Annotated in this window: 19 protein-coding genes; 9 read left to right on the forward strand and 10 right to left on the reverse strand. The window is 73.0% G+C overall.

Features of this window, described 5'->3' with window-relative positions; all coding sequences use genetic code 11:
• Window positions 1-151: 151 nt before the first annotated feature.
• A complete protein-coding gene (locus tag E5083_RS02175) occupies window positions 152-1,276 on the forward strand; it encodes an adenylate/guanylate cyclase domain-containing protein (protein ID WP_130331781.1) in 1,125 nt (374 codons plus the stop codon).
• 7 nt (window positions 1,277-1,283) lie between these two features.
• Here E5083_RS02175 and E5083_RS02180 read toward each other — a convergent pair whose 3' ends face one another.
• Window positions 1,284-1,865 carry a hypothetical protein gene (locus tag E5083_RS02180; RefSeq protein ID WP_244317355.1) on the reverse strand — a complete coding sequence of 194 codons (582 nt, stop codon included), beginning with the start codon at window positions 1,863-1,865 and terminating at the stop codon, window positions 1,284-1,286.
• Window positions 1,866-2,270: 405 nt separating this feature from the next.
• On the opposite strand from E5083_RS02180, the gene E5083_RS02185 reads away from it, so the two are divergent.
• The 3 genes from E5083_RS02185 (at window position 2,271) to hutH (ending at window position 5,892) form a co-directional block, all read left to right on the forward strand.
• The gene (locus tag E5083_RS02185; protein WP_135783874.1) at window positions 2,271-3,065 is read left to right on the forward strand and encodes an enoyl-CoA hydratase/isomerase family protein; all 795 of its coding nucleotides are present in this window, start codon (window positions 2,271-2,273) and stop codon (window positions 3,063-3,065) included.
• A 69-nt stretch (window positions 3,066-3,134) separates the two neighbouring features.
• On the forward strand, window positions 3,135-4,289 hold the full coding sequence (locus E5083_RS02190) for a GGDEF domain-containing protein (RefSeq protein ID WP_135783875.1): 1,155 nt from the start codon (window positions 3,135-3,137) through the stop codon (window positions 4,287-4,289).
• 64 nt (window positions 4,290-4,353) lie between these two features.
• Window positions 4,354-5,892 carry a histidine ammonia-lyase gene (hutH, locus tag E5083_RS02195; RefSeq protein ID WP_135784397.1) on the forward strand — a complete coding sequence of 513 codons (1,539 nt, stop codon included), beginning with the start codon at window positions 4,354-4,356 and terminating at the stop codon, window positions 5,890-5,892.
• 52 nt (window positions 5,893-5,944) lie between these two features.
• On the opposite strand, the gene E5083_RS02200 is transcribed toward hutH, so the two are convergent.
• Window positions 5,945-6,295 (reverse strand): hypothetical protein, encoded by a 351-nt coding sequence (locus tag E5083_RS02200; protein WP_135783876.1) that lies wholly within the window; start codon window positions 6,293-6,295, stop codon window positions 5,945-5,947.
• A 109-nt stretch (window positions 6,296-6,404) separates the two neighbouring features.
• On the opposite strand from E5083_RS02200, the gene E5083_RS02205 reads away from it, so the two are divergent.
• Together E5083_RS02205 and E5083_RS02210 are read left to right on the forward strand one after the other, a co-directional pair.
• The gene (locus E5083_RS02205) at window positions 6,405-6,764 is read left to right on the forward strand and encodes a hypothetical protein (protein ID WP_135783877.1); all 360 of its coding nucleotides are present in this window, start codon (window positions 6,405-6,407) and stop codon (window positions 6,762-6,764) included.
• Window positions 6,765-6,995: 231 nt separating this feature from the next.
• Window positions 6,996-8,258: a L,D-transpeptidase gene (locus E5083_RS02210; protein WP_208753915.1), complete on the forward strand. Its 1,263-nt coding sequence runs from the start codon at window positions 6,996-6,998 to the stop codon at window positions 8,256-8,258.
• Between the two features lie 64 nt (window positions 8,259-8,322).
• Here the strand turns inward: E5083_RS02210 and E5083_RS02215 are convergent, their stop codons facing one another.
• Window positions 8,323-9,210, reverse strand: coding sequence for a helix-turn-helix domain-containing protein (locus E5083_RS02215; RefSeq protein ID WP_135783879.1), 888 nt, complete (start codon window positions 9,208-9,210; stop codon window positions 8,323-8,325).
• A gap of 179 nt (window positions 9,211-9,389) precedes the next feature.
• Here E5083_RS02215 and E5083_RS02220 point away from each other — a divergent pair, with 179 nt between their 5' ends.
• The gene (locus E5083_RS02220) at window positions 9,390-10,433 is read left to right on the forward strand and encodes an NAD(P)-dependent alcohol dehydrogenase (RefSeq protein ID WP_135783880.1); all 1,044 of its coding nucleotides are present in this window, start codon (window positions 9,390-9,392) and stop codon (window positions 10,431-10,433) included.
• A gap of 76 nt (window positions 10,434-10,509) precedes the next feature.
• On the opposite strand, the gene msrA is transcribed toward E5083_RS02220, so the two are convergent.
• From msrA to E5083_RS02240, 4 genes are all read right to left on the reverse strand, one after another.
• Window positions 10,510-11,175, reverse strand: coding sequence for a peptide-methionine (S)-S-oxide reductase MsrA (gene msrA / locus E5083_RS02225; protein WP_135783881.1), 666 nt, complete (start codon window positions 11,173-11,175; stop codon window positions 10,510-10,512).
• A 72-nt stretch (window positions 11,176-11,247) separates the two neighbouring features.
• Complete coding sequence (locus E5083_RS02230) at window positions 11,248-12,366, reverse strand: hypothetical protein (protein ID WP_135783882.1); 1,119 nt, start codon at window positions 12,364-12,366, stop codon at window positions 11,248-11,250.
• Between the two features lie 40 nt (window positions 12,367-12,406).
• Window positions 12,407-14,041, reverse strand: a complete 1,635-nt coding sequence (locus E5083_RS02235; protein ID WP_135783883.1) for a M48 family metallopeptidase — start codon at window positions 14,039-14,041, stop codon at window positions 12,407-12,409.
• A 215-nt stretch (window positions 14,042-14,256) separates the two neighbouring features.
• On the reverse strand, window positions 14,257-15,375 hold the full coding sequence (locus E5083_RS02240; protein WP_135783884.1) for a hypothetical protein: 1,119 nt from the start codon (window positions 15,373-15,375) through the stop codon (window positions 14,257-14,259).
• 130 nt (window positions 15,376-15,505) lie between these two features.
• Between E5083_RS02240 and E5083_RS02245 the strand changes: the two genes are divergently transcribed.
• Complete coding sequence (locus tag E5083_RS02245) at window positions 15,506-16,663, forward strand: cystathionine gamma-synthase (protein WP_135783885.1); 1,158 nt, start codon at window positions 15,506-15,508, stop codon at window positions 16,661-16,663.
• 14 nt (window positions 16,664-16,677) lie between these two features.
• Here E5083_RS02245 and E5083_RS31455 read toward each other — a convergent pair whose 3' ends face one another.
• The 3 genes from E5083_RS31455 to E5083_RS02260 all read right to left on the reverse strand — a co-directional run bounded on the left by E5083_RS31455 (window position 16,678) and on the right by E5083_RS02260 (window position 17,997).
• Window positions 16,678-16,887 carry a hypothetical protein gene (locus E5083_RS31455; RefSeq protein WP_425276691.1) on the reverse strand — a complete coding sequence of 70 codons (210 nt, stop codon included), beginning with the start codon at window positions 16,885-16,887 and terminating at the stop codon, window positions 16,678-16,680.
• 35 nt (window positions 16,888-16,922) lie between these two features.
• Window positions 16,923-17,408: a sigma factor-like helix-turn-helix DNA-binding protein gene (locus E5083_RS31460; protein WP_208753917.1), complete on the reverse strand. Its 486-nt coding sequence runs from the start codon at window positions 17,406-17,408 to the stop codon at window positions 16,923-16,925.
• Window positions 17,409-17,502: 94 nt separating this feature from the next.
• Window positions 17,503-17,997, reverse strand: a complete 495-nt coding sequence (locus tag E5083_RS02260; RefSeq protein WP_208753969.1) for a MarR family winged helix-turn-helix transcriptional regulator — start codon at window positions 17,995-17,997, stop codon at window positions 17,503-17,505.
• 165 nt (window positions 17,998-18,162) lie between these two features.
• Here E5083_RS02260 and ilvA point away from each other — a divergent pair, with 165 nt between their 5' ends.
• Window positions 18,163-19,392 (forward strand): threonine ammonia-lyase, encoded by a 1,230-nt coding sequence (gene ilvA, locus E5083_RS02265; RefSeq protein ID WP_135783888.1) that lies wholly within the window; start codon window positions 18,163-18,165, stop codon window positions 19,390-19,392.
• Window positions 19,393-19,529 lie beyond the last annotated feature (137 nt).

Genomic DNA, 19,529 nt, shown 5'->3' on the forward strand with positions numbered 1-19,529 from the left:
CGACTGCCGTGCGCTGTGCGCGCCGGGCGGTGCTTCCAGGGGGTGAAGGGTGCGTCCGGGTGGGCGGTCCCGGCGGAGTGAGCTGGCGCACACCTGCCGTAGAGTTGAGGCCGGTCGGACCTGACCGCGGCAGATCGGAAGGGCAGCAGGCGTGAGCGTCGACGACACGGGCTCCGGCGCGGGCGCGGAGGGCCGGGTGGACCCCGATGCCCCCGACCCCGGCGACGACCCGCTCGCCCTCCGCCTCGAACAGCTCATCCTCGGCGCCGAGCGCCGTTACACCCCCTTCCAGGCCGCCCGCAGTGCCGGTGTCTCCATGGAGCTGGCGTCCCGTTTCTGGCGGGCGATGGGCTTCGCCGACATAGGCCAGGCGAAGGCGCTCACCGAGGCGGACGTACTCGCCCTGCGGCGGCTCGCCGGTCTGGTCGAGGCGGGGCTGCTGAGTGAGGCCATGGCGGTGCAGGTGGCGCGCTCCACCGGGCAGACCACCGCCCGGTTGGCCGAATGGCAGATCGATTCCTTCCTGGAGGGGCTGACCGAGCCCCCCGAGCCGGGCATGACCCGCACCGAGGTCACGTACCCGATCATCGAACTGCTCCTGCCCGAGCTGGAGGAGTTCCTCGTCTACGTCTGGCGCCGCCAGCTCGCCGCGTCCGCGGGGCGCGTGGTGCAGAACGTGGACGACGCGGAGATGGTCGACCGCCGGCTCGCCGTCGCCTTCGCCGACCTGGTGGGCTTCACCCGGCTCACCCGGCGGATGGAGGAGGAGGAACTCGGCGAGCTGGTCGAGGCGTTCGAGACCACCGCCGCCGACCTGGTCGCCGCGCGCGGGGGCCGGCTCATCAAGACCCTGGGTGACGAGGTCCTCTACGTCGCCGACGACGCGGCCACCGCCGCCGACATCGCCCTCCGCCTGGTGGAGACGCTCTCCCACGACGAGACGATGCCCGAGCTGCGGGTCGGCATGGCCTTCGGCACGGTCACCACGCGCATGGGCGACGTCTTCGGCACGACCGTCAACCTCGCCTCCCGGCTGACCTCGATCGCCCCCCGCGACGCCGTCCTCGTCGACAGCGCCTTCGCGGAGGAACTCGTCCGCACGGGCGTCGCCCCCGCCTCGGAGGCCGAAGCGGCCGAGGCCGCCGCCACGGCCGAGAAGGAGGGCGAGACCCCGCCCGACTACCGCTTCGCCCTCCAGCCCATGTGGCAGCGCTCGGTACGCGGCCTGGGCATGGTCGAGCCGTGGCTGCTGGCCCGGCGCGGCGAGACGGGCTGAGGCCCTCCTACCGGAGTTTCAGACACACGCCGAGTACGGGCACGCAGAGGCCCTTGTCGTCCGGCGGGGGTGGTGTCGTGCTCGGTGTCGGCGTGGGAGTCGGTGTCGGTGCGGGCGTCGGTGCGGCTTCGGGTGGGGCGGGGGTCTGCTGTACGGCGGTTCGCGGGGTCTCGCTGGGCCGCGCGGTGGGCGCGGGGCTCGCTTCGAGACTGGGGCTGCTGCTCGCCGTGCTGGGCGTGGGCCGCGTGGAAGGTGAGGCGGATACCGGCGCCTTGGCCGCCGACGGTACGGCGACGACGGTCGCGGACACCCCGGCCGAGGGCTCGGCGGTGAGCGTGGACGGATGCCGGGGTTCGGCCTCGGCAGTGCCGGGCCCGGAATCGGGAGCGACCCGCACGAGACTCAGTACGCCCAGGGCGAGGGCGGACGCCAGCCCGAGAAGCAGCACGACTCGGGCTCGCCCCCGCCGATGCCGACCGTGCCGCAGGGCGGCCAGGGCGCGCTGGGTGCGGGAGGCCAGGGGGAGTTCCGCTGTGGCAGCGGCAGGGGCCAGGGCCTTCTTCGGCTGGTCGGCGGCGGCAGCGGGCACCCCCTGAGCGGGCGTCGGCCTCGCCTGCTGCCGCGGCCGTCCGATGACCCGGGCACCCTTCACCCCCGTATCCGGCGCCTGCGGCCCACCCACCCCCGTCCGCACCCGGAACGACACCCCCGGGGTCTTCGTGGGGTCGGTGGGAATCCGTGCTGGTGACACCAGGGGAACCGATTTTGCAGGGAAGGGTGGCGGGGGCTGGTTTCTCCGTGGCATGGGCTCCGCTCCTTCCCGGTGGGTGCTGGGGGCGTCAGCCGTGGGGGACGTTAGGCGCTCGTGTGGGTGGTGGGGGCGGAGTCGGGTGGGGGCTCACTCGAACGGGTGGGGGCGGGGCTTTTCCGGGGAGCGGGTCTGCTGGGATGATCGGGGGCACAGTCAGTTAACCCGCGTTAACCGGAGGGCGTCATGGGCGAGGAGCGGTACGGGGAGTTCGTGCTGGTGCGGAGGCACGGGCACGTGGCCGAGCTGGTGCTGGACCGGCCGAAGGCCATGAACGCCGTGTCGACGGAGATGGCCCGTTCGCTCGCGGCGGCCTGCACGGCACTCGGTGCGGACCGGGACGCCCGCGTGGTCGTACTGACGTCCTCAAGCGAACGGGCGTTCTGTGTCGGCGCGGACCTGAAGGAGCGGAACGCGTTCAGCGACGCGGACCTCGTCCGGCAGCGCCCGGTCGCGCGCGGGGCGTACACCGGCGTGCTGGAGCTGCCGGTGCCGGTCATCGCGGCGGTGCACGGCTTCGCGCTGGGCGGCGGCTTCGAACTGGCGCTGGCCTGCGACCTGATCGTGGCGGACGCGACGGCCGTGGTCGGGCTCCCGGAGGTCTCCGTGGGCGTGATCCCCGGCGGCGGCGGTACCCAGTTGCTGCCCAGGCGCGTCGGCGCGGCCCGCGCGGCCGAGCTGATCTTCACCGCGCGTCGGCTGGAGGCCCCGGAAGCGGCCGCCCTCGGACTGGTCGACCAGCTCGCCGAGGCCGGCCAGGACCGCGAGGAGGCGCTCGCGCTGGCCGCGAGGATCGCCAAGAACTCCCCGGTCGGTCTGCGCTCCGCCAAGCGGGCCCTCCGCCTGGGCCAGGGCCTGGACCTGCGGGCCGGTCTGGAGGTCGAGGACGCGGCCTGGCGGGCCACCGCCTTCTCCGGCGACCGCGCCGAGGGCGTCGCCGCCTTCAACGAGAAGCGCACCCCCGAGTGGCCGGGCGAGTGAGCCCGCGGTGACCACCTGATCGCCCGCGCCAATGCCCCTGATGTGCCCATTCGTCCCTAATCTGGGGTGATGGGAGAGGATGATCGGCTCGCTGCCGTGGTGGGGCTGGCGCAGGGGATGGCGGCCGCGCACACCGCGCCGGAGTCCTGGCGCGCGGCCGCGCTCGGTGCCTGCCGGGCGCTGGCCGGGAACTTCGCCGCGCTCTCGGTGTGGGAGCGCGAGCGGGGCCGCCTCCGGGTTCTGGTGAACGTCGGCAAGCGCGCCGAGGACGAGGAGGAGTTCCCGGAGGCGGAGGCGTACCCGGTCCACCAGTTCCCGGAGATCACCGAGTTCCTGCACGAGCGCTGGGCCGGGGGCGGCGGCCCCAACGCCTGGGTGGAGACCGCGCAGGGCCCGGCCGCCGGCACCCCCGGCTACATCCACCAGCGGGTCGCCGCCCTGCGCCGCCGGGGGAGGGGCTGCTGTGTGGTCGCGCCCGTGGTGCTGCACGGCCGGGCATGGGGCGAGCTGTACGTGGCCCGTGCGACCGGCACACCGGTCTTCGACCGGGGCGACGCCGACTTCGCGACCGTACTGGCGGCGGTCGTCGCGGCCGGGCTCGCGCAGACCGAGCGGCTGGAGGAGGCCCGCCGGCTCGCCTTCACCGACGCCCTCACCGGGCTGGCCAACCGCCGCGCGGTGGACGTACGCCTGGAGGAGGCGGTGGCACAGCATGTGTCGGAGGGGGCGGTGGTCAGCCTCGTCGTCTGTGATCTGAACGGGCTGAAGAAGGTCAACGACACCCAGGGGCACGAGGTGGGGGACCGGCTGCTGGAGCGGTTCGGGTCGGTGCTGTCGCTGTGCGGCGCGATGCTGCCGGGTGCGCTCGCGGCGCGGCTCGGCGGGGACGAGTTCTGTCTGCTGGCGCTCGGGCCGTCGGCCGAGGACGTGGTCCAGGCGGCCGTGGAGCTGTGCCGCCGGGCGGGCGCGCTGGAGCTGGGCGAGGGGGTGGCCTGCGGGGTCGCGTCCACCGGGCACGACATCGGCCCGGTGCACGACGCCCGGCGGCTGTTCCGGCTGGCCGACGCCGCGCAGTACCGCGCCAAGGCCGAGCGCGCCGACCTGCCCGTGGTGGCCGGGCGGGAGGGCCCGGACGACCCGGTGGTGCGGCTCGCGGACGAGACGCCGCCGCCCGCGAAGAACGAGCGGCGCCGTTTCCGGGGCCGCCGCGCCAGGGACCGGTAAGGGGCGCGGACGCAATCCACTAGTGACACCGCCGCATTCAATGCGTACGCTCCTGAATATGGATATGCACTCTGTGGTGGTGGGGACCACCGGTGTCACCGCGCACGACGTCCTCGCCGTCGCGCGCGCCGGGGCCCGCGTGGAACTGTCGGAGGAGGCCGTGGCCGCGCTCGCCGCGGCCCGCGAGATCGTGGACGCGCTGGCCGCCAAACCCGATCCGGTCTACGGCGTCTCCACCGGCTTCGGCGCGCTCGCGACCCGGCACATCAGCCCCGAGCTGCGGGCGCAGCTCCAGCGCAACATCGTCCGCTCGCACGCCGCCGGCATGGGTCCGCGCGTCGAGCGCGAGGTCGTCCGGGCGCTGATGTTCCTGCGGCTGAAGACGGTCTGCTCCGGGCACACCGGCGTACGCCCCGAGGTCGCGCAGACCATGGCCGACGTGCTCAACGCCCAGATCACCCCGGTCGTGCACGAGTACGGCTCCCTCGGCTGCTCCGGCGACCTCGCCCCGCTCTCGCACTGCGCGCTGGCCCTGATGGGCGAGGGTGACGCCGAGGGTCCCGACGGGGTCGTACGGCCGGCCGGTGAGCTGCTGCGCGAGGCCGGCATCGAGCCGGTCGAGCTGCGCGAGAAGGAGGGCCTGGCCCTCCTCAACGGCACCGACGGCATGCTCGGCATGCTGATCATGGCCCTCGCGGACCTCGACTCCCTCTACAAGTCGGCCGACATCACCGCCGCCCTCAGCCTGGAGGGCCTGCTCGGCACGGACAAGGTCCTCGCGCCCGAGCTGCACGCCATCCGCCCGCACCCCGGCCAGGCCGCCTCCGCCGCCAACATGCTCGCGGTGCTCAAGGGCTCCCAGCTCACCGGGCACCACCAGGACGACGCCCCTCGTGTCCAGGACGCCTACTCGGTGCGCTGCGCCCCGCAGGTCGCCGGGGCCGGCCGCGACACGCTGGCGCACGCCCGCCTGGTCGCCGAACGCGAGCTGGCCGCCGCCGTCGACAACCCCGTCGTACTGCCCGACGGGCGGGTGGAGTCCAACGGCAACTTCCACGGGGCGCCGGTCGCCTACGTCCTGGACTTCCTCGCCATCGCCGCCGCCGACCTCGGCTCCATCGCCGAGCGCCGTACCGACCGGCTGCTGGACAAGAACCGCAGCCACGGCCTGCCGCCGTTCCTCGCGGACGACGCGGGCGTGGACTCCGGCCTGATGATCGCCCAGTACACGCAGGCCGCGCTGGTCAGCGAGCTGAAGCGGCTCGCCGTACCGGCGTCCGCCGACTCCATCCCGTCCTCCGCGATGCAGGAGGACCACGTCTCCATGGGCTGGTCGGCGGCGCGCAAGCTGCGGACCGCTGTGGACAACCTGACGCGGGTGATCGCGGTCGAGCTGTACGCGGCCGCCCGTGCCGTCGAGCTGCGGGAGGGGCTGGAGCCCGCGCCCGCCTCGCGTGCGGTGATCGAGGCCGCGCGGGCCGCCGGGGTGGGCGGTCCGGGCCCGGACCGGTTCCTGGCGCCCGACCTGGCCGCCGCCGACGCGTTCGTGCGCGGGGGCGGGCTGGTGGCGGCCGCCGAGACGGTCACCGGACCGCTGCGCTAGCCGCCGCTCAGGGGCCTCACCTGCGGGTGGGGCCCCTTTCTCTTGGTACCTCTCAGAACTCCAGCCGTTCCCGGCGCACCGAATACACCACGAAGCCCGCGCCCACGGCCAGGAACAGGGTGCCGGAGACCACGTACGGCGTGGTGTCGAAGCTTCCCGTGTCCGCCAACTGCGTCGGGTCGGAGGCGGTCTGACCGGCGAGGCCGGACACCGTGGTGACCTGCTCGGTGATCCCCGAGTCCGGGTTCCCGGAGTCCGCCGGCCCGGAGACCGCCGTACCGGCCGCGCCGGCGCCCGTCGAGGGGCCGTCCTGCGAGGCGTTGGCGGACGGGACGAACCACAGGGCGCACAGCAGCGTGCCCGCGGCGGTGGCGGTCAGCAACGGACGGCGAGCGGATGCCACGGAATATCGATCCCCTTGTGACGCTGGCGAATTGGCCGTGCGGAGCGATGTTAGTGAAAATCGCGGGTCACAGGAAAGTCACGACAGGTTTCGGTTCTAGGCTCACCGTATGGACGCTGAAGAGACATCACGTTTTGTACGCCTTCGAGTGGAGCTGGTCCTCGAGGTGCTCGACGACGACGAGCTGACCAAGGCCGCGCTGCGCCGCATCGCCACCGATCCGGAGCTGCCCGACGCGGAGCGGGCGCACGCCGAGGGCGCTGTGACGGAAGACACCGCCGAGGCGCTGGCCTATCTCGTCGACCCGTTCGACCTGGTCAGCGAGGTGCCCGGCGTGGAGCTGGCGCAGGCGTCCTGGTCCAGCGAGCACTCCGCGTACGACGCGGATTCGCCCGAGTGGGACCTCGGCGAGGATGATGAGGACGACGACGAACCGGCCGACGACGCGGACGGCCGGAACGAGCGGTAGGCGGCCCGGCGGCTTCGGCCGCCGGATTCGGGGCACGGATGACCCGGACGGCAACCGCCGTCCGGGTTTTCTCGTCTCACAAGTGGCGCACGGAGGCCCGCGCACCGACCGTCCTCACGACGGGACGTGGTGTTCCCCACAGAACCCCTGTCCGGGGAACGGGAAGGCGCGGCCGTGACGTTGAGAGAGAGTTCAACGGGGATTCTCGGGGTTCTGGCGGATTCGGCAACGATGGAGAAGCGTGTGATGACGGACAGTAAGCGGCGCAAGGGCCTGACGGTCGCGTCCGCACTGCTCGGTGGTGTGCTCGTGCTCACGGGCTGTTCCGGCGGCGGTGACGCCAGCGCGTCCGACGGCGGTGAGAGCTCGCAGGCGAAGGCCGACGAGGCGGCGGCGCAGAAGTCGTCCGAGGCGCAGATCACGATCACGCCGAAGGACGGCTCCAACAACGCCTCCATCAACAACTCGGCCGCGGTCAAGGTCGCCAAGGGCACCCTGACCGGCGTGAGCATGACCACCGCGGACGGCAAGCCGGTCGAGGGCACCCTCTCCGCCGACAAGCTGAGCTGGAAGCCGACCACCCAGCTCGAGCGGTCGACCACCTACAAGCTCGCCGCCGAGGCCAAGGACTCCGACGGCCGCGTGGCCCACGAGAACGCGTCCTTCACCACGGTCTCCCCGTCCAACAGCTTCATAGGCAACTTCACCCCGGACAACGGCAGCACCGTCGGGGTGGGCATGCCCGTGTCGATCAACTTCGACAAGGCGATCACCGACAAGGCCGCCGTGCAGAAGGGGATCACCGTCTCCTCCTCCAGCGGCCAGGAGGTCGTCGGCCACTGGTTCAACGCCAACCGGATCGACTTCCGCCCGGAGACGTACTGGAAGGAGAACTCCACCGTCACGCTGAAGCTGGCGCTCGACGGTGTCGAGGGCGCCGACGGCGTCTACGGCGTCCAGCAGAAGACGGTCACCTTCCACGTCGGCCGCAACCAGGTCTCGTACATCGACGCCAAGACCAAGCAGATGAAGGTCACGCAGGACGGCAAGGTCGTCAAGCAGATCCCGATCTCGGCCGGTTCCCCGGAGAACAAGACCTACGCCGGCACCATGGTCATGTCCGAGAAGTTCGAGCAGACCCGGATGAACGGCGCGACCGTCGGCTTCACCGACGACGACGGCAAGGGCGAGTACGACATCAAGGACGTGCCGCACGCCATCCGCCTCACCGGCTCCGGCACCTTCCTGCACGGCAACTACTGGGGCGCGAAGTCCATCTTCGGCAACGAGAACACCAGCCACGGCTGTGTGGGCCTCTCCGACACCAAGGGCGCCAAGGACCCGAACACCCCGGCCGCCTGGGTGTTCAACCACTCCCTCGTCGGTGACGTGGTGGTCATCAAGAACACCGGTGACAAGACCGTCGCCCCGGACAACGGCCTCAACGGCTGGAACATGGACTGGGCGCAGTGGAAGGCCGGTTCGGCCGTCTGATCCCGCCGCAGAACCCCTGAGCGCATGAGTGCCGCCCCTCTTCGTGAGGGGCGGCACTTTCGTGTCAGAGCGTCGGTACCGCCGCCGCGCCCCAACTGGCCAGCAGGCGCAGCGACTCGGCCGAGGCGGAGTCCGGTTCGGCGTGGTAGACGATCAGGTTGAGATCCGGGTCGCCGGTCACCCGCAACCCCTCGAAGCCCAGGGCGAGTTCACCGACCAGCGGATGCCGCAGCCGCTTCACGCCGTAGAACTGCTCCTTCACGTCGTGCGTGGCCCACAGGCGGCGGAACTCCTCGCTCTTGACGGAGAGTTCGCCGACCAGCGCGGCCAGCCGGGCGTCGTCCGGGAAGCGTCCGGCGTCCATGCGCAGCCCGCAGACGATGTCGATCGCCTTCTGCTCCCAGTCGACGAACAGCTCCCGGTACTCCGGGCAGAGGAACACCAGCCGGGCCCAGGTGCGGTCCTCGGGCGCGAGCCCGCCCCAGTCGCCGAACAGCGCGGTCGCCATCCGGTTCCAGGCCAGGATCTCGGTGCGCCGCCCCGTGATGTACGCCGGGACCGCGTCCATCGAGGCCAGCAGGTGCTGCAGCGCGGTCCGTACCTGGGGCCGGCGGGCCGGCGGGCGCTTCTTGTGCGGGGCCGGCTTGGCCAGATGGGTCAGGTGCGCGTGCTCGGCGTCGGTCAGGCGCAGGGCTCGCGCGATGGAATCCAGCACCTCCGCCGACACGTTACGCCCGTTGCCCTGCTCCAGCCGCGTGTAGTACGCCACCGACACCCCGGCCAGTTGCGCCAGCTCCTCGCGGCGCAGCCCCGGCACCCGGCGGCGCCGGCCGAAGTCGGGCAGGCCCACGTCCTCCGGCTTGAGCCGGGCCCGGCGGCTGCGCAGGAACTCGCTCAGCTCGGCCCGCCGGTCCAGCGGGCGGCTCACGGCCGCCTCCGGCTGTTCGTCCATGCCTCAAGTATCGAGGGCGGCGAGGGATCGTACGCCCCGGAGCCTGTCCCCGGCAGTGGTAGGCACAGCGGTCGTACGCAAAGCCGTGACCTGGGTGGGAGCGGAGGATGGGGGCACGCTGGGGGAGTGCCCGGTCGAGACCGTGTCCGGGCCACGGCGAAGCTTAGGAGAACCCCGGCATGACCACTGTTGCTGCGTACGCCGCGCCCGCCCCCAAGGCCCCCCTGGAGCGGACCACGATCGAGCGGCGGCCGGTCGGCGCCCATGACGTCCTGATCGACATCAAGTTCGCGGGGATCTGCCACTCCGACATCCACCAGGCCCGCGACGGCTGGAGCGAGGGCATCTTCCCGATGGTCCCCGGCCACGAGATCGCCGGTGTGGTCACCGAGGTCGGCCCCGAGGTCACCAAGTTCTCGGTGGGCGACCGGGTGGGCGTCGGCTGCATGGTCGACTCCTGCCGCGAGTGCGACAACTGCAAGGCCGGCCTGGAGCAGTACTGCACCGGCGGCGGCCCCACTCTCACCTACAACGACACCGACAAGCAGGGCGAGCCCACCTACGGCGGCTACTCCGAGAACGTCGTCGTGAACGAGGACTTCGTCGTCCGCATCCCCGACGGGCTGGAGCTGGACGTGGCCGCGCCGCTGCTGTGCGCGGGCATCACCACGTACTCCCCGCTCCGGCACTGGGGTGTCGGCCCCGGCAAGAAGGTCGCCGTGGTCGGCCTCGGCGGGCTCGGGCACGTCGGCGTGAAGATCGCGCACGCGCTGGGCGCCGAGGTCACCGTGCTCTCGCAGTCCCTGCGCAAGAAGGACGACGGGCTGCGGCTCGGCGCCGACCACTACTACGCCACCAGCGACCCGAAGACCTTCGAGGAGCTGGCCGGCACCTTCGACGTCATCCTGAACACCGTCTCGGCCCCGCTCGACTTCGCCGAGTACGTGTCCCTGCTGCGCACCGACGGCACCCTGGTCAACGTGGGCCTGCCCGAGGAGCCGGTACAGATCACCCTCCAGTCGATGTTCGGCCAGCGCCGCAGCATCTCCAGCTCCGGCATCGGCGGCATCGCCGAGACCCAGGAGATGCTGGACTTCTGCGCGGAGCACGGGGTGGGCGCCGAGATCGAGCTGATCGGCGCGGAGGAGATCAACGACGCGTACGAGCGCGTGACCGCCAGCGATGTGCGGTACCGGTTCGTGATCGACACGGCGACGATCTGAGGTTTTACGCGCAGGAAGGGCCGCCCGGCTCCGGCCGGGCGGCCCGTTCTGCTGTGCTCAGCCCTGAGCGGGGCGATCAGCCCTGCGCGGGGGCGACACCGATCGGGCAGGAGACGCCCGTGCCGCCGATGCCGCAATACCCGGCGGGGTTCTTGTCGAGGTACTGCTGGTGGTAGGGCTCGGCCGGGTAGAAGGGCCGGCCCTCGGCGGGGAGGATCTCCGTGGTGATCGTGCCGTGGCCCGAGCCGGTGAGCACCTTCTGGTACGCGGCGCGGGACGCCTCGGCGGCGGCCGCCTGCTCGGGGGTGTGGGTGTAGATCGCGGAGCGGTACTGCGTGCCCACGTCGTTGCCCTGGCGGAAGCCCTGCGTGGGGTCGTGGGACTCCCAGAAGGTCTTGAGCAACTGCTCGTACGAGATGACCTTCGGGTCGTAGACCACGCGGACCGCCTCGGTGTGGCCGGTCAGGCCCGAGCACGCCTCCTCGTAGGTGGGGTTCTCGGTGTAGCCGCCCTGGTAGCCCACGAGCGTGGTGTAGATCCCCGCGGGGAGCTGCCAGAACTTGCGCTCCGCGCCCCAGAAGCAGCCCAGCCCGAAGTCGGCGACCTCAAGACCCTCGGGGTACGGGCCGTTGAGCGGGTTGCCGAGGACGGTGTGCCGGGCGGGGACCTCGAAGGCGGGCACGTCCCGCCCCGCGAGCGCCTGCTCGGGGGTGGGGAGCTGCGGTGTGCGGCCGAACAGCATGGGGTCTCCCTGGTCGGTCTCGGTGCGGACGGGCACTCCCTACAACGACTGGGCCGCCCCGGACATTCCGGTTCAGCGAGCCGCTCCGGCCTCCATCACCGCCGTGTCGCGGACCTGGCAGAAGTACTCCGCCTTGTCGCTCCGGTACCGCCATGGCAGCGCGTCCACATGGCCGTCGACCAGCCGGAAGTGCTCCACGGCTGCCTCGTTGCGGCCCTGGAGGTGCAGGTAGTAGGCGAGCAGGTGGCGCAGCTCCGGCAGGCGCGGGTGCGCCGGGTCGGCGGCGGCCGCGTCCTTCAGGGCCGCCTCGACCCGCGCGACCATCTCCGGGGTGTTGTCGGCGGCGGTGTCGTCGGAGTCGTCGTGCTCGAAGTGCGCGATCAGCGGCAGCGCCGTCAGCAGGCTCCCGGCGGGCGCATCGGCTGCGGCCCGCTCGGCGAACTCGGTGGCCAGCCGCTCGGAGCCGCGCCACTTGGCGCACCAGTACTGCAGGGCCGAGAAGTGCGCCTCGTAGTGGTGCGGGGCGCGGGCCGTGATCTTGGTCCAGAGGTCGTCCATCTTGGCGTTCGGGTAACCCAGGCCGAGGGCCAGCCAGATCTCCGCGATGTACGGCGTCGGGTCGTCCGGGTTCAGCGCCGCCGCCCGCGCGATCTCCTCGCGGGCCTGGAGCAGCGTGCGGTGGAACCCGTCGGACTGCTCGCGCGTGGTGTGCTCCGCCCGCTGTCCGCCGCGCACCCGCCAGGCCAGGATCACCGCGCTGCGGGCGCGGACCACGGCCGCGTCCGGGTCCTCGGGGCGCTCGGACTCCCAGGCCAGCAGCCAGGCGTCGTCGTCGGCCGCCGTGTCGGCCAGCCGGAACGTCAGCGCGGACCGGCGCTCCCAGTCCCGGCCGACGGCGGCCATCAGGTCGGCGGCGGGGCGCCAGTCGCCGCCCCGGACCGCCGCGAGCGCGGCCGTCGTCTCCGGGGTCAGCGGGCCGGCCGAGTCGGTGTTCTGCCGCTCGGCGGGCAGCAGACCGAGCGCGGCCGAGGCGGCGGCCTTCTCGGCGCCGGTCGCGGCGGCCTCCTCGGCCTCGAGGGCGGCCTCCGCGTTGCCGGAGAAGAACTCCTTCAGGAACACCTTGGCCATCCAGGCGGCGAAGAGCACGAAGGGCAGGGCCAGGGCGGCCAGTATCCAGAGCAGGACGGTCATGCGGGCGGGGTCCGTTCGGTTCGGGGGGTGTTCGGGTGGCTCAGGCGGGCTGGACGACCGTCGGCGGGAGGAGGGCGCGCAGCGGGGCGGTGTCGGGCACGTCGGCCAGGGCCGCGTCCACGGCCGCCTCCAGCGCGTCCTCGGGGCTCGCCCCGGCGCCGTCGGCCGCGCCGGGCAGCCGTACGGCCGCCGCGCGGGACCAGGAGAACTCCCAGCTCAGCAGCGAACGCGCGCTGAACTCGGCCAGCACCATCGTGCGCAGCGAGTCGCCCAGCGCGGGCCGCACGAACTGGCGGAACGCCCGCCCCTTCGCCGCGGCCGCCTCCTCGGACAGTGGCAGCCGCTCGGCCACCCGCCACAGCCGGCCCTCGTCGATGGCGTCGAGCACGTCCGCCAGGGTCGCGGGGCGCCCGGTGTACGCGGTCAGCGCGCGGTGCAGCGGGGTCTGCGCGGTGGTGATGCCCTCGGCCATGGCGACGTTCAGCAGCTCCGGCCAGTCGGCGGTGCGCCGGAAGCCCAGCGCCTCGGCGGTCAGGACGGCTTCCTCCAGCGCCGCCTGGGTGTGCTCGGGGTCGGTGAGCAGGGCCAGCGCCGGGCCGTCGCCCTCGGTGCCGCGTCCGTCGGCGGGCAGCGCCTCGATACGGCGCACCCGCTCGGCCATCGGCGGGTGGGAGTCGTACCGGGACTCCGGCTCCTCGGGCAGCCCGGCGCGCAGCTTCTCCAGCTCACCCGCGCGGGCCGTCAGCAACTGGCCGAAGCCGCCGAAGAACTGACCGCGCGGCGGCAGCGTCCGGGCGGGCAGACCCAGGGTGGCGTACGAGTCGAGGTAGAAGCCGTGGGCGGCCGAGAGGACCGGGATCTCGCGCAGCGCGGAGGCGGTGGCGTCGCGTCCGGCGATCCGGGCGGCGGCCAGGTCGGCGGCGAACTCCTGCCCGCGCGCGGTGCTCAGCGAGGCCCGCAGATAGAGCTTCGCGTACCAGGTGTAGAGCCGGGCCATCCCCCGGTACAGCGCGCCGGTGTGCCGGGTGTCCACCTCGCGGGCCTTCTTGCCCTTGGCGATCCGCTTGGCGGCGGTCCGCTCCTGGCGCTCGCGCTCGTCGGCCACCTTGCCGTCGGCGGTGGCGTGGAACTGCTCGACGACCCGGCTGATCTGCGCCCGGCCGCGCACCACGATCGCGGACAGCCGGGTGTCGCCGGCCGTGAAGTGCCCGTACTCGTGGCCCAGGACGGCACGCAACTGGGCCTCGCTCAGCCCGGTCAGCAGCGGCACGCCCAGGGTGAGGGTGCGCGGGCCGGGGCGCAGGCCGAGCAGCCTGGCGTCCTCGCGCACGGAGGCGTTCACGTCCGGGGTGAGCAGGATGCGGGCCGGGGCGTGGGTGCCGCTCGCGTCGGCCACCTCGCGCACCAGCGCCCACAGCCGGGGCTCGTCGGCCTCGCCGACCTCGACGGCGGCCGGGTCCTCGGGCGTGGGGATGCGCAGCATGAACACGCCGCGTACGACGGGGACGGCGAGCAGCACCGTGACGATGACGATCTTGACGGCCCCGAAGCCGTGCAGCCCCCAGTGGAACAGGGCGAGGTCGACACCGGCCAGCGCCGCCAGCAGGACGAGGCTGATCAGATAGAAGCCGGACAGCAGGACGAGGGCGCGCAGCGCGCGCAGAGATGCGCCCATCGGAAAAGAGATCCCCCCACAGGAAACCGGGCGAGCCGGAGCAAGACGAACGAGGCGCACACCGCCGTACGGTGCCGCCGCCCGAGTGTGGGGGAACTCGGAGCCGGGCAAAGCAGGGGCAAAGCCCAGGGCAAGCGGAGTATGCCCCACCGCAGGTCAGCGGGGCAACACCTATTTCTCGGGCCGCTGGGTCGGCCGGGGCCGGACGGCCGGTGTCAGCCCGGCAGGGTCGCCGGGTTGCCGCCGTTGGCCTCGTAGCCCGCGACCGCCAGGGCCCGGTAGATGGCGAACGCCTCCGCCGGGTCCTCGGAGAGGCTCCACGGCAGCGCGCCCACATGACCGTCCACGTGCACCAGTTGGTCCATGGCCTCCGCCCAGCGCTCGGCCCGCACCAGGAAGAACACCAGCAGATGCCGTACGTGCGCGAGCATCGGGTCGTCCGGCCGGGCGGAGTGCACCGCGTGCAGCGCCCCGTGTATCGCCCGGACCACGACCTCGCTGCGGTAGAACCCGGCGACCAGGTTCACCTCCGGCAGATGCTCGAAGACCGCGAACAGCGGCAGCGCGGCCAGCAGTGAACCCTCGGGCGCGCGGGCGGCGGCGGCCTCGGCGAAGGCGTATGCCTCCTCGCGCGAGCCGTGCCACTTCTCGCAGGTGTAGTGCAGCGCGGCCAGGTGGGCGCCCATGTGGTGCGGGGCGAGACCGAGGATCTTGCCCCACAGCTCGTCGAACTCCGGCCGGGACCAGCCGAGTCCGCGCGCCACGGACAGCATCACCAGGTGCGGCACCGGATCGCCGGGGGCGGCCAGCGCGGCCCGCTCACAGGCGTCGCGCGCCTCCTCCATGATGATCCGGAAGTCGTCCGTGCCCGGCACCGAGGTCCGCCACGCCTGCTGGGCCAGGAACTCGGCGTGCACCGCCGCGCCGCCCGCGTCCTTGGGCTGCTCGGCCCGCCACACCCGCAGCCACTGGCCGCCCGGCGTCTCATGTATCCCGCCCGGCCGCTCGCGCAGCTCCAGCGAGGCCGCCCCGGCGAACGCCTGCACCCGCTGCCAGCGCGTCTCGCCCTCCGCCTCCGTGCCCGCGAGGAGCTGGGAGGCGGCGCGGTAGTCACCGGTGCGGCCGACCAGGTCCAGCACGTCCAGCAGGTCCTGGTCCGGGCCCGGCATCCGCACGTCCAGCTCCTCCTGGCGCAGGAAGCCGTACCGCTCGGGGTCGGCGGCGTCCGGGTGGCCCGGATGCACACGCTCGATCCCGCCGCGCCCGCGCCTAATGAGCGGGAGCAGCGCGAAGGCCAGCAGGGCCAGCGCCAGGAGCAGCCAGAGAGTCGCCATGCGTCAAGCGAACCAGATCCCGCCGACACTTGGCCAACCCCTCCCGCGAGCCTGTGGAAAACTCCGGCCGGCCCCCGCCCCGAGCCCGGCGTCCGCCATCACACCCGCGAGCGCACTACGCTCGGTGCACATGAGCGACAGGCACATCAGCGAGCACTTCGAGACTCTGGCGATCCACGCGGGCAACACCGCCGATCCCCTCACCGGCGCGGTCGTCCCGCCCATCTACCAGGTCTCGACCTACAAGCAGGACGGCGTGGGCGGGCTGCGCGGCGGCTACGAGTACAGCCGCAGCGGCAACCCGACCAGGACGGCGCTGGAGGAGAACCTCGCGGCGCTGGAGGGCGGCCGGCGCGGCTTCGCGTTCGCCTCCGGCCTCGCCGCCGAGGACACCCTGCTGCGTACGCTGCTCAGCCCCGGCGACCACGTGGTCATCCCGAACGACGCCTACGGCGGCACCTTCCGGCTCTTCGCCAAGGTCGCCTCCCGCTGGGGCGTGGAGTGGTCCGTCGCCGACACCAGCGACCCGGCCGCCGTGCGCGCCGCGATGACCCCGCGCACCAAGGCCGTCTGGGTGGAGACCCCCTCCAACCCGCTGCTCGGCATCACCGACATCGCCGCCGTGGCCCAGGTCGCGCACGCCGGCGGGGCGAAGCTGGTCGTGGACAACACCTTCGCCACCCCTTACCTCCAGCAGCCGCTGGCGCTCGGCGCCGACGTCGTCGTGCACTCGCTGACCAAGTACATGGGCGGCCACTCCGACGTGGTCGGCGGTGCGCTGATCGTGGCCGACGAGGAGCTGGGTGAGGAGATCGGCTTCCACCAGAACTCGATGGGCGGCGTCGCCGGGCCGTTCGACTCCTGGCTGGTGCTGCGCGGCACCAAGACCCTCGCGGTGCGCATGGACCGGCACAGCGAGAACGCCACGAAGGTCGCCGACATGCTGTCCCGGCACCCGCGCGTGAGCAGCGTGCTCTACCCGGGCCTGCCCGAGCACCCCGGCCACGAGGTCGCCGCCAAGCAGATGCGGGCGTTCGGCGGCATGATCTCCTTCCGCGTCAAGGACGGCGAGGAGGCGGCCGTCTCGGTGTGCGACCGCACCCAGATTTTCACCCTCGGCGAGTCCCTCGGCGGCGTCGAGTCCCTCATCGAGCACCCCGGCCGGATGACGCACGCCTCCGTCGCCGGTTCGCTGCTGGAGGTCCCCTCCGACCTGGTCCGGCTCTCCGTCGGCATCGAGAACGCGGACGACCTGGTCGAGGACCTCAAGCAGGCGCTCGACAAGTAAGCGGGCTGTCCGGCCTACCAGCCGGATACGGGCGGGGTCGTCAGCGACGGCGGCTCCGCCCACGGCCTGGTCAGCGCGGCCCAGGTGAGGAAGGCGGCCGCCGCCGCGCACAGCACCAGCCAGAGCAGCCGCCGCGCGGCCCGCCGCAGCCGCAGCAGCCGGGCCCCCCGGCGCACCGCCTCGCCGGGCAGCTCCGGCGGCACACCCACCGGCACCGCCTCCATCAGCCGCCGTACCGCGGCCTCGCGTTCGGGCCGGATCACGGCTGGAGCCGTCTCAGCAGTGGACCTCCCGCGCGCGGGACGGCGCCGGGCGGCGGATGCAGCACGGTGGCCGTCGCCCGGTCGCAGAGCGCGCGTACCCGGTCGGTGGGCAGGCCCAGCAGGGCGGCCGTCTGTTCGTCGGCCAGCCCCTCGTAGAGGCGCAGCACCAGGACCAGCCGTTCGCGCGGGCTCAGCGCGGCGAGCGGGCCGTGCGGGCGCGAGCGGTGCCAGACCTCGTGCGCGTAGTGGGTCGCCAGATGCCCGCGGGCGCGGTCGTAGGGGTCCTCGCCGGGCGGGTGGTCCCAGTGGGCGTAGGTGTGGGCGAGCGCCCGGGTCAGCAGGCGCCGCGCGCGCGGGTTGGCGTCCGGCGCCTCGGCGGTGAGCAGCGTGGCCGTGTGCAGCAGCCGGCCCGCCGCGCCCGCGACGAACCCTCCGAACTCCTGTGCCCTGCGGGCGTCCCGCACGCCCCGCCGATCGCGCACCCCGCCTCCCCCGGAAGCCGTGGGACCCGCGCACGCCGGGCCCGGTCTCATATGAGGCCAGGGGCGCCCCGGGGGTCAAGAGCCGGGACGCGGCCTAGGAGGCCGCGGGCGGCTGCGGCTGGACGGTCATGCGGGCGGACAGCGCGGTGTTGAACCGGCTGAGCAGATCGCAGAAGCTCTCGCGCTCGGCCGGCGTCCACTCCTCGGTCAGCTCGGCCATCAACTGGCGCCTGGAGGCCCGCACTTCCGCCAGCCGGGTGCCCCCGCGCGGGGAGAGCTGGAGCACCACCGCGCGCCCGTCCTCTGGGTGCGAGGTGCGCTTGACCAGGCCCGCGTCCACCAGCGGGGCCACCTGCCGGGTCACCGTGGAGGAGTCGATGCCCATGCTCGCGGCGAGCGCCTTGACGCCCATCGGGCCCTCGTTGTCGAGGCGGTTGAGCAGCAGGTAGGCGGCGCGGTCCATGGAGTTGCGCACCTGCCCGACCCCGCCGAGCCGCGTCTGTTCGGCGCGGCGCGCGAACACCGCCACCTCGTGCTGGAGGGTGTCGAGCAGACCGCTGTCACCGACGGTTGTCATGTCCATCGACATATCAGGTGTTGTGGGCATGGCCGGAGGCTCGCTTCATGAAGGGGCTGCTGGGTTGGGGGACAGGGTACGCGGCCCGGCGGCGGCCCGTACGGGCGCTGGGGAAACCGTTGCTCACGGGTTCGGGCGCGGGTGCCGCACGAGGGCCCGAACTGCGAGACTTGGGGCATGAGCTACCGCACGGCCCACCCCTTGCGCTCCGTGACCCTCGACGACGTGCGCGGAGCACAGAAGATGCTCTCGGGGGTGGCCCGCACGACCGCCCTGGAGAGCAGCAGACACCTCTCCCGCACGGTGGGCACGCCGGTGCACCTGAAGTGCGAGAACCTTCAGCGGACGGGCTCGTTCAAACTCCGCGGCGCCTACGTGCGCATCGCCGGGCTGCTTCCCGAGGAACGGGCCGCCGGAGTGGTCGCCGCGAGTGCCGGGAACCACGCCCAGGGCGTCGCGCTCGCCTCCTCCCTGCTGGGCGTGCACTCCACCGTCTTCATGCCGCAGGGCGCCCCGCTGCCCAAGGTCAGCGCCACGCGCGAGTACGGCGCCGAGGTGCGCCTGCACGGCCAGGTCGTGGACGAGGCGCTCGCGGCGGCCGAGGAGTACGCGGCGAGGACGGGCGCGGTGTTCATCCACCCCTTCGACCACCCCGACATCATCGCGGGCCAGGGCACGGTCGGGCTGGAGATCCTGGAGCAGTGCCCGGAGGTCGGCACGATCGTCGTCGGCATGGGCGGCGGCGGCCTCGCGGCCGGGATCGCGGTGGCGGTGAAGTCGGTACGGCCCGACGTGCGGATCATCGGTGTGCAGGCCGAGGGCGCCGCCGCCTACCCGCCCTCGCTGGCCGCCGGACACCCGGTGACCGTGGGGAGCCCCGCGACCATGGCCGACGGGATCAAGGTCGGTACGCCCGGCCCGGTGCCGTTCGGGATCGTGGCGGAGCTGGTCGACGAGGTGCGCACGGTCAGCGAGGACCAGCTCTCGGCCGCGCTGCTGCTGTGCCTGGAGCGGGCCAAGCTGGTGGTCGAACCGGCGGGTGCCAGCCCGGTCGCGGCGCTGCTGGCCGACCCCGGCGGCTTCTCCGGGCCGGTGGTGTCGGTGCTGTCCGGCGGCAATGTCGACCCGGTGCTGATGCAGCGGGTGCTGCGGCACGGCATGGCCGCGCAGGGGCGCTACCTCGCGGTCCGGCTGCGGCTCACCGACCGCCCCGGCGCCCTCGCCACCCTGCTCGGCGTGCTCTCGGCCGCCGACGCCAACGTGCTCGACGTCAGCCACATCCGCACCGACCCGCGCCTCGGCCTCAGCGAGGCGGAGGTGGAACTGCACCTGGAGACCCAGGGCCCCACCCACCGCACCGAAGTCACCGCCGCGCTGCGGGAGTCGGGGTACGTGATCATCGACTAAGCGGGGCTGGGCGGGGGTGGGCCGAGGCGCCGTTCACTCGTTCGGGGAAGGAATCCGGAAACCCGTTGAGGGACGCGATACATCGCGTTACGGTGTGTGACGTGGGGGCCGGACCGCCGCTCGCCCGACGGGCGGTG

Origin of the sequence: Streptomyces bauhiniae, assembly GCF_004784475.1 — a bacterium.
GTDB classification, from domain to species: Bacteria; Actinomycetota; Actinomycetes; order Streptomycetales; family Streptomycetaceae; genus Streptomyces; species Streptomyces seoulensis.

What these genes read in the sequence shown, in the direction of transcription:
- E5083_RS02190 (WP_135783875.1), top strand. Translation starts at nt 3,135, where the DNA reads ATGGGAGAGGATGATCGGCTCGCTGCCGTGGTGGGGCTGGCGCAGGGG.
- E5083_RS02185 (WP_135783874.1), top strand. Translation starts at nt 2,271, where the DNA reads ATGGGCGAGGAGCGGTACGGGGAGTTCGTGCTGGTGCGGAGGCACGGG.
- msrA (WP_135783881.1), bottom strand. Translation starts at nt 11,175, where the DNA reads ATGCTGTTCGGCCGCACACCGCAGCTCCCCACCCCCGAGCAGGCGCTC.
- ilvA (WP_135783888.1), top strand. Translation starts at nt 18,163, where the DNA reads ATGAGCTACCGCACGGCCCACCCCTTGCGCTCCGTGACCCTCGACGAC.
- E5083_RS02230 (WP_135783882.1), bottom strand. Translation starts at nt 12,366, where the DNA reads ATGACCGTCCTGCTCTGGATACTGGCCGCCCTGGCCCTGCCCTTCGTG.
- E5083_RS02240 (WP_135783884.1), bottom strand. Translation starts at nt 15,375, where the DNA reads ATGGCGACTCTCTGGCTGCTCCTGGCGCTGGCCCTGCTGGCCTTCGCG.
- E5083_RS02220 (WP_135783880.1), top strand. Translation starts at nt 9,390, where the DNA reads ATGACCACTGTTGCTGCGTACGCCGCGCCCGCCCCCAAGGCCCCCCTG.
- E5083_RS02235 (WP_135783883.1), bottom strand. Translation starts at nt 14,041, where the DNA reads ATGGGCGCATCTCTGCGCGCGCTGCGCGCCCTCGTCCTGCTGTCCGGC.
- E5083_RS31455 (WP_425276691.1), bottom strand. Translation starts at nt 16,887, where the DNA reads ATGGAGGCGGTGCCGGTGGGTGTGCCGCCGGAGCTGCCCGGCGAGGCG.
- hutH (WP_135784397.1), top strand. Translation starts at nt 4,354, where the DNA reads ATGCACTCTGTGGTGGTGGGGACCACCGGTGTCACCGCGCACGACGTC.
- E5083_RS02210 (WP_208753915.1), top strand. Translation starts at nt 6,996, where the DNA reads ATGGAGAAGCGTGTGATGACGGACAGTAAGCGGCGCAAGGGCCTGACG.
- E5083_RS02260 (WP_208753969.1), bottom strand. Translation starts at nt 17,997, where the DNA reads ATGTCGATGGACATGACAACCGTCGGTGACAGCGGTCTGCTCGACACC.
- E5083_RS02245 (WP_135783885.1), top strand. Translation starts at nt 15,506, where the DNA reads ATGAGCGACAGGCACATCAGCGAGCACTTCGAGACTCTGGCGATCCAC.
- E5083_RS02205 (WP_135783877.1), top strand. Translation starts at nt 6,405, where the DNA reads ATGGACGCTGAAGAGACATCACGTTTTGTACGCCTTCGAGTGGAGCTG.
- E5083_RS02215 (WP_135783879.1), bottom strand. Translation starts at nt 9,210, where the DNA reads ATGGACGAACAGCCGGAGGCGGCCGTGAGCCGCCCGCTGGACCGGCGG.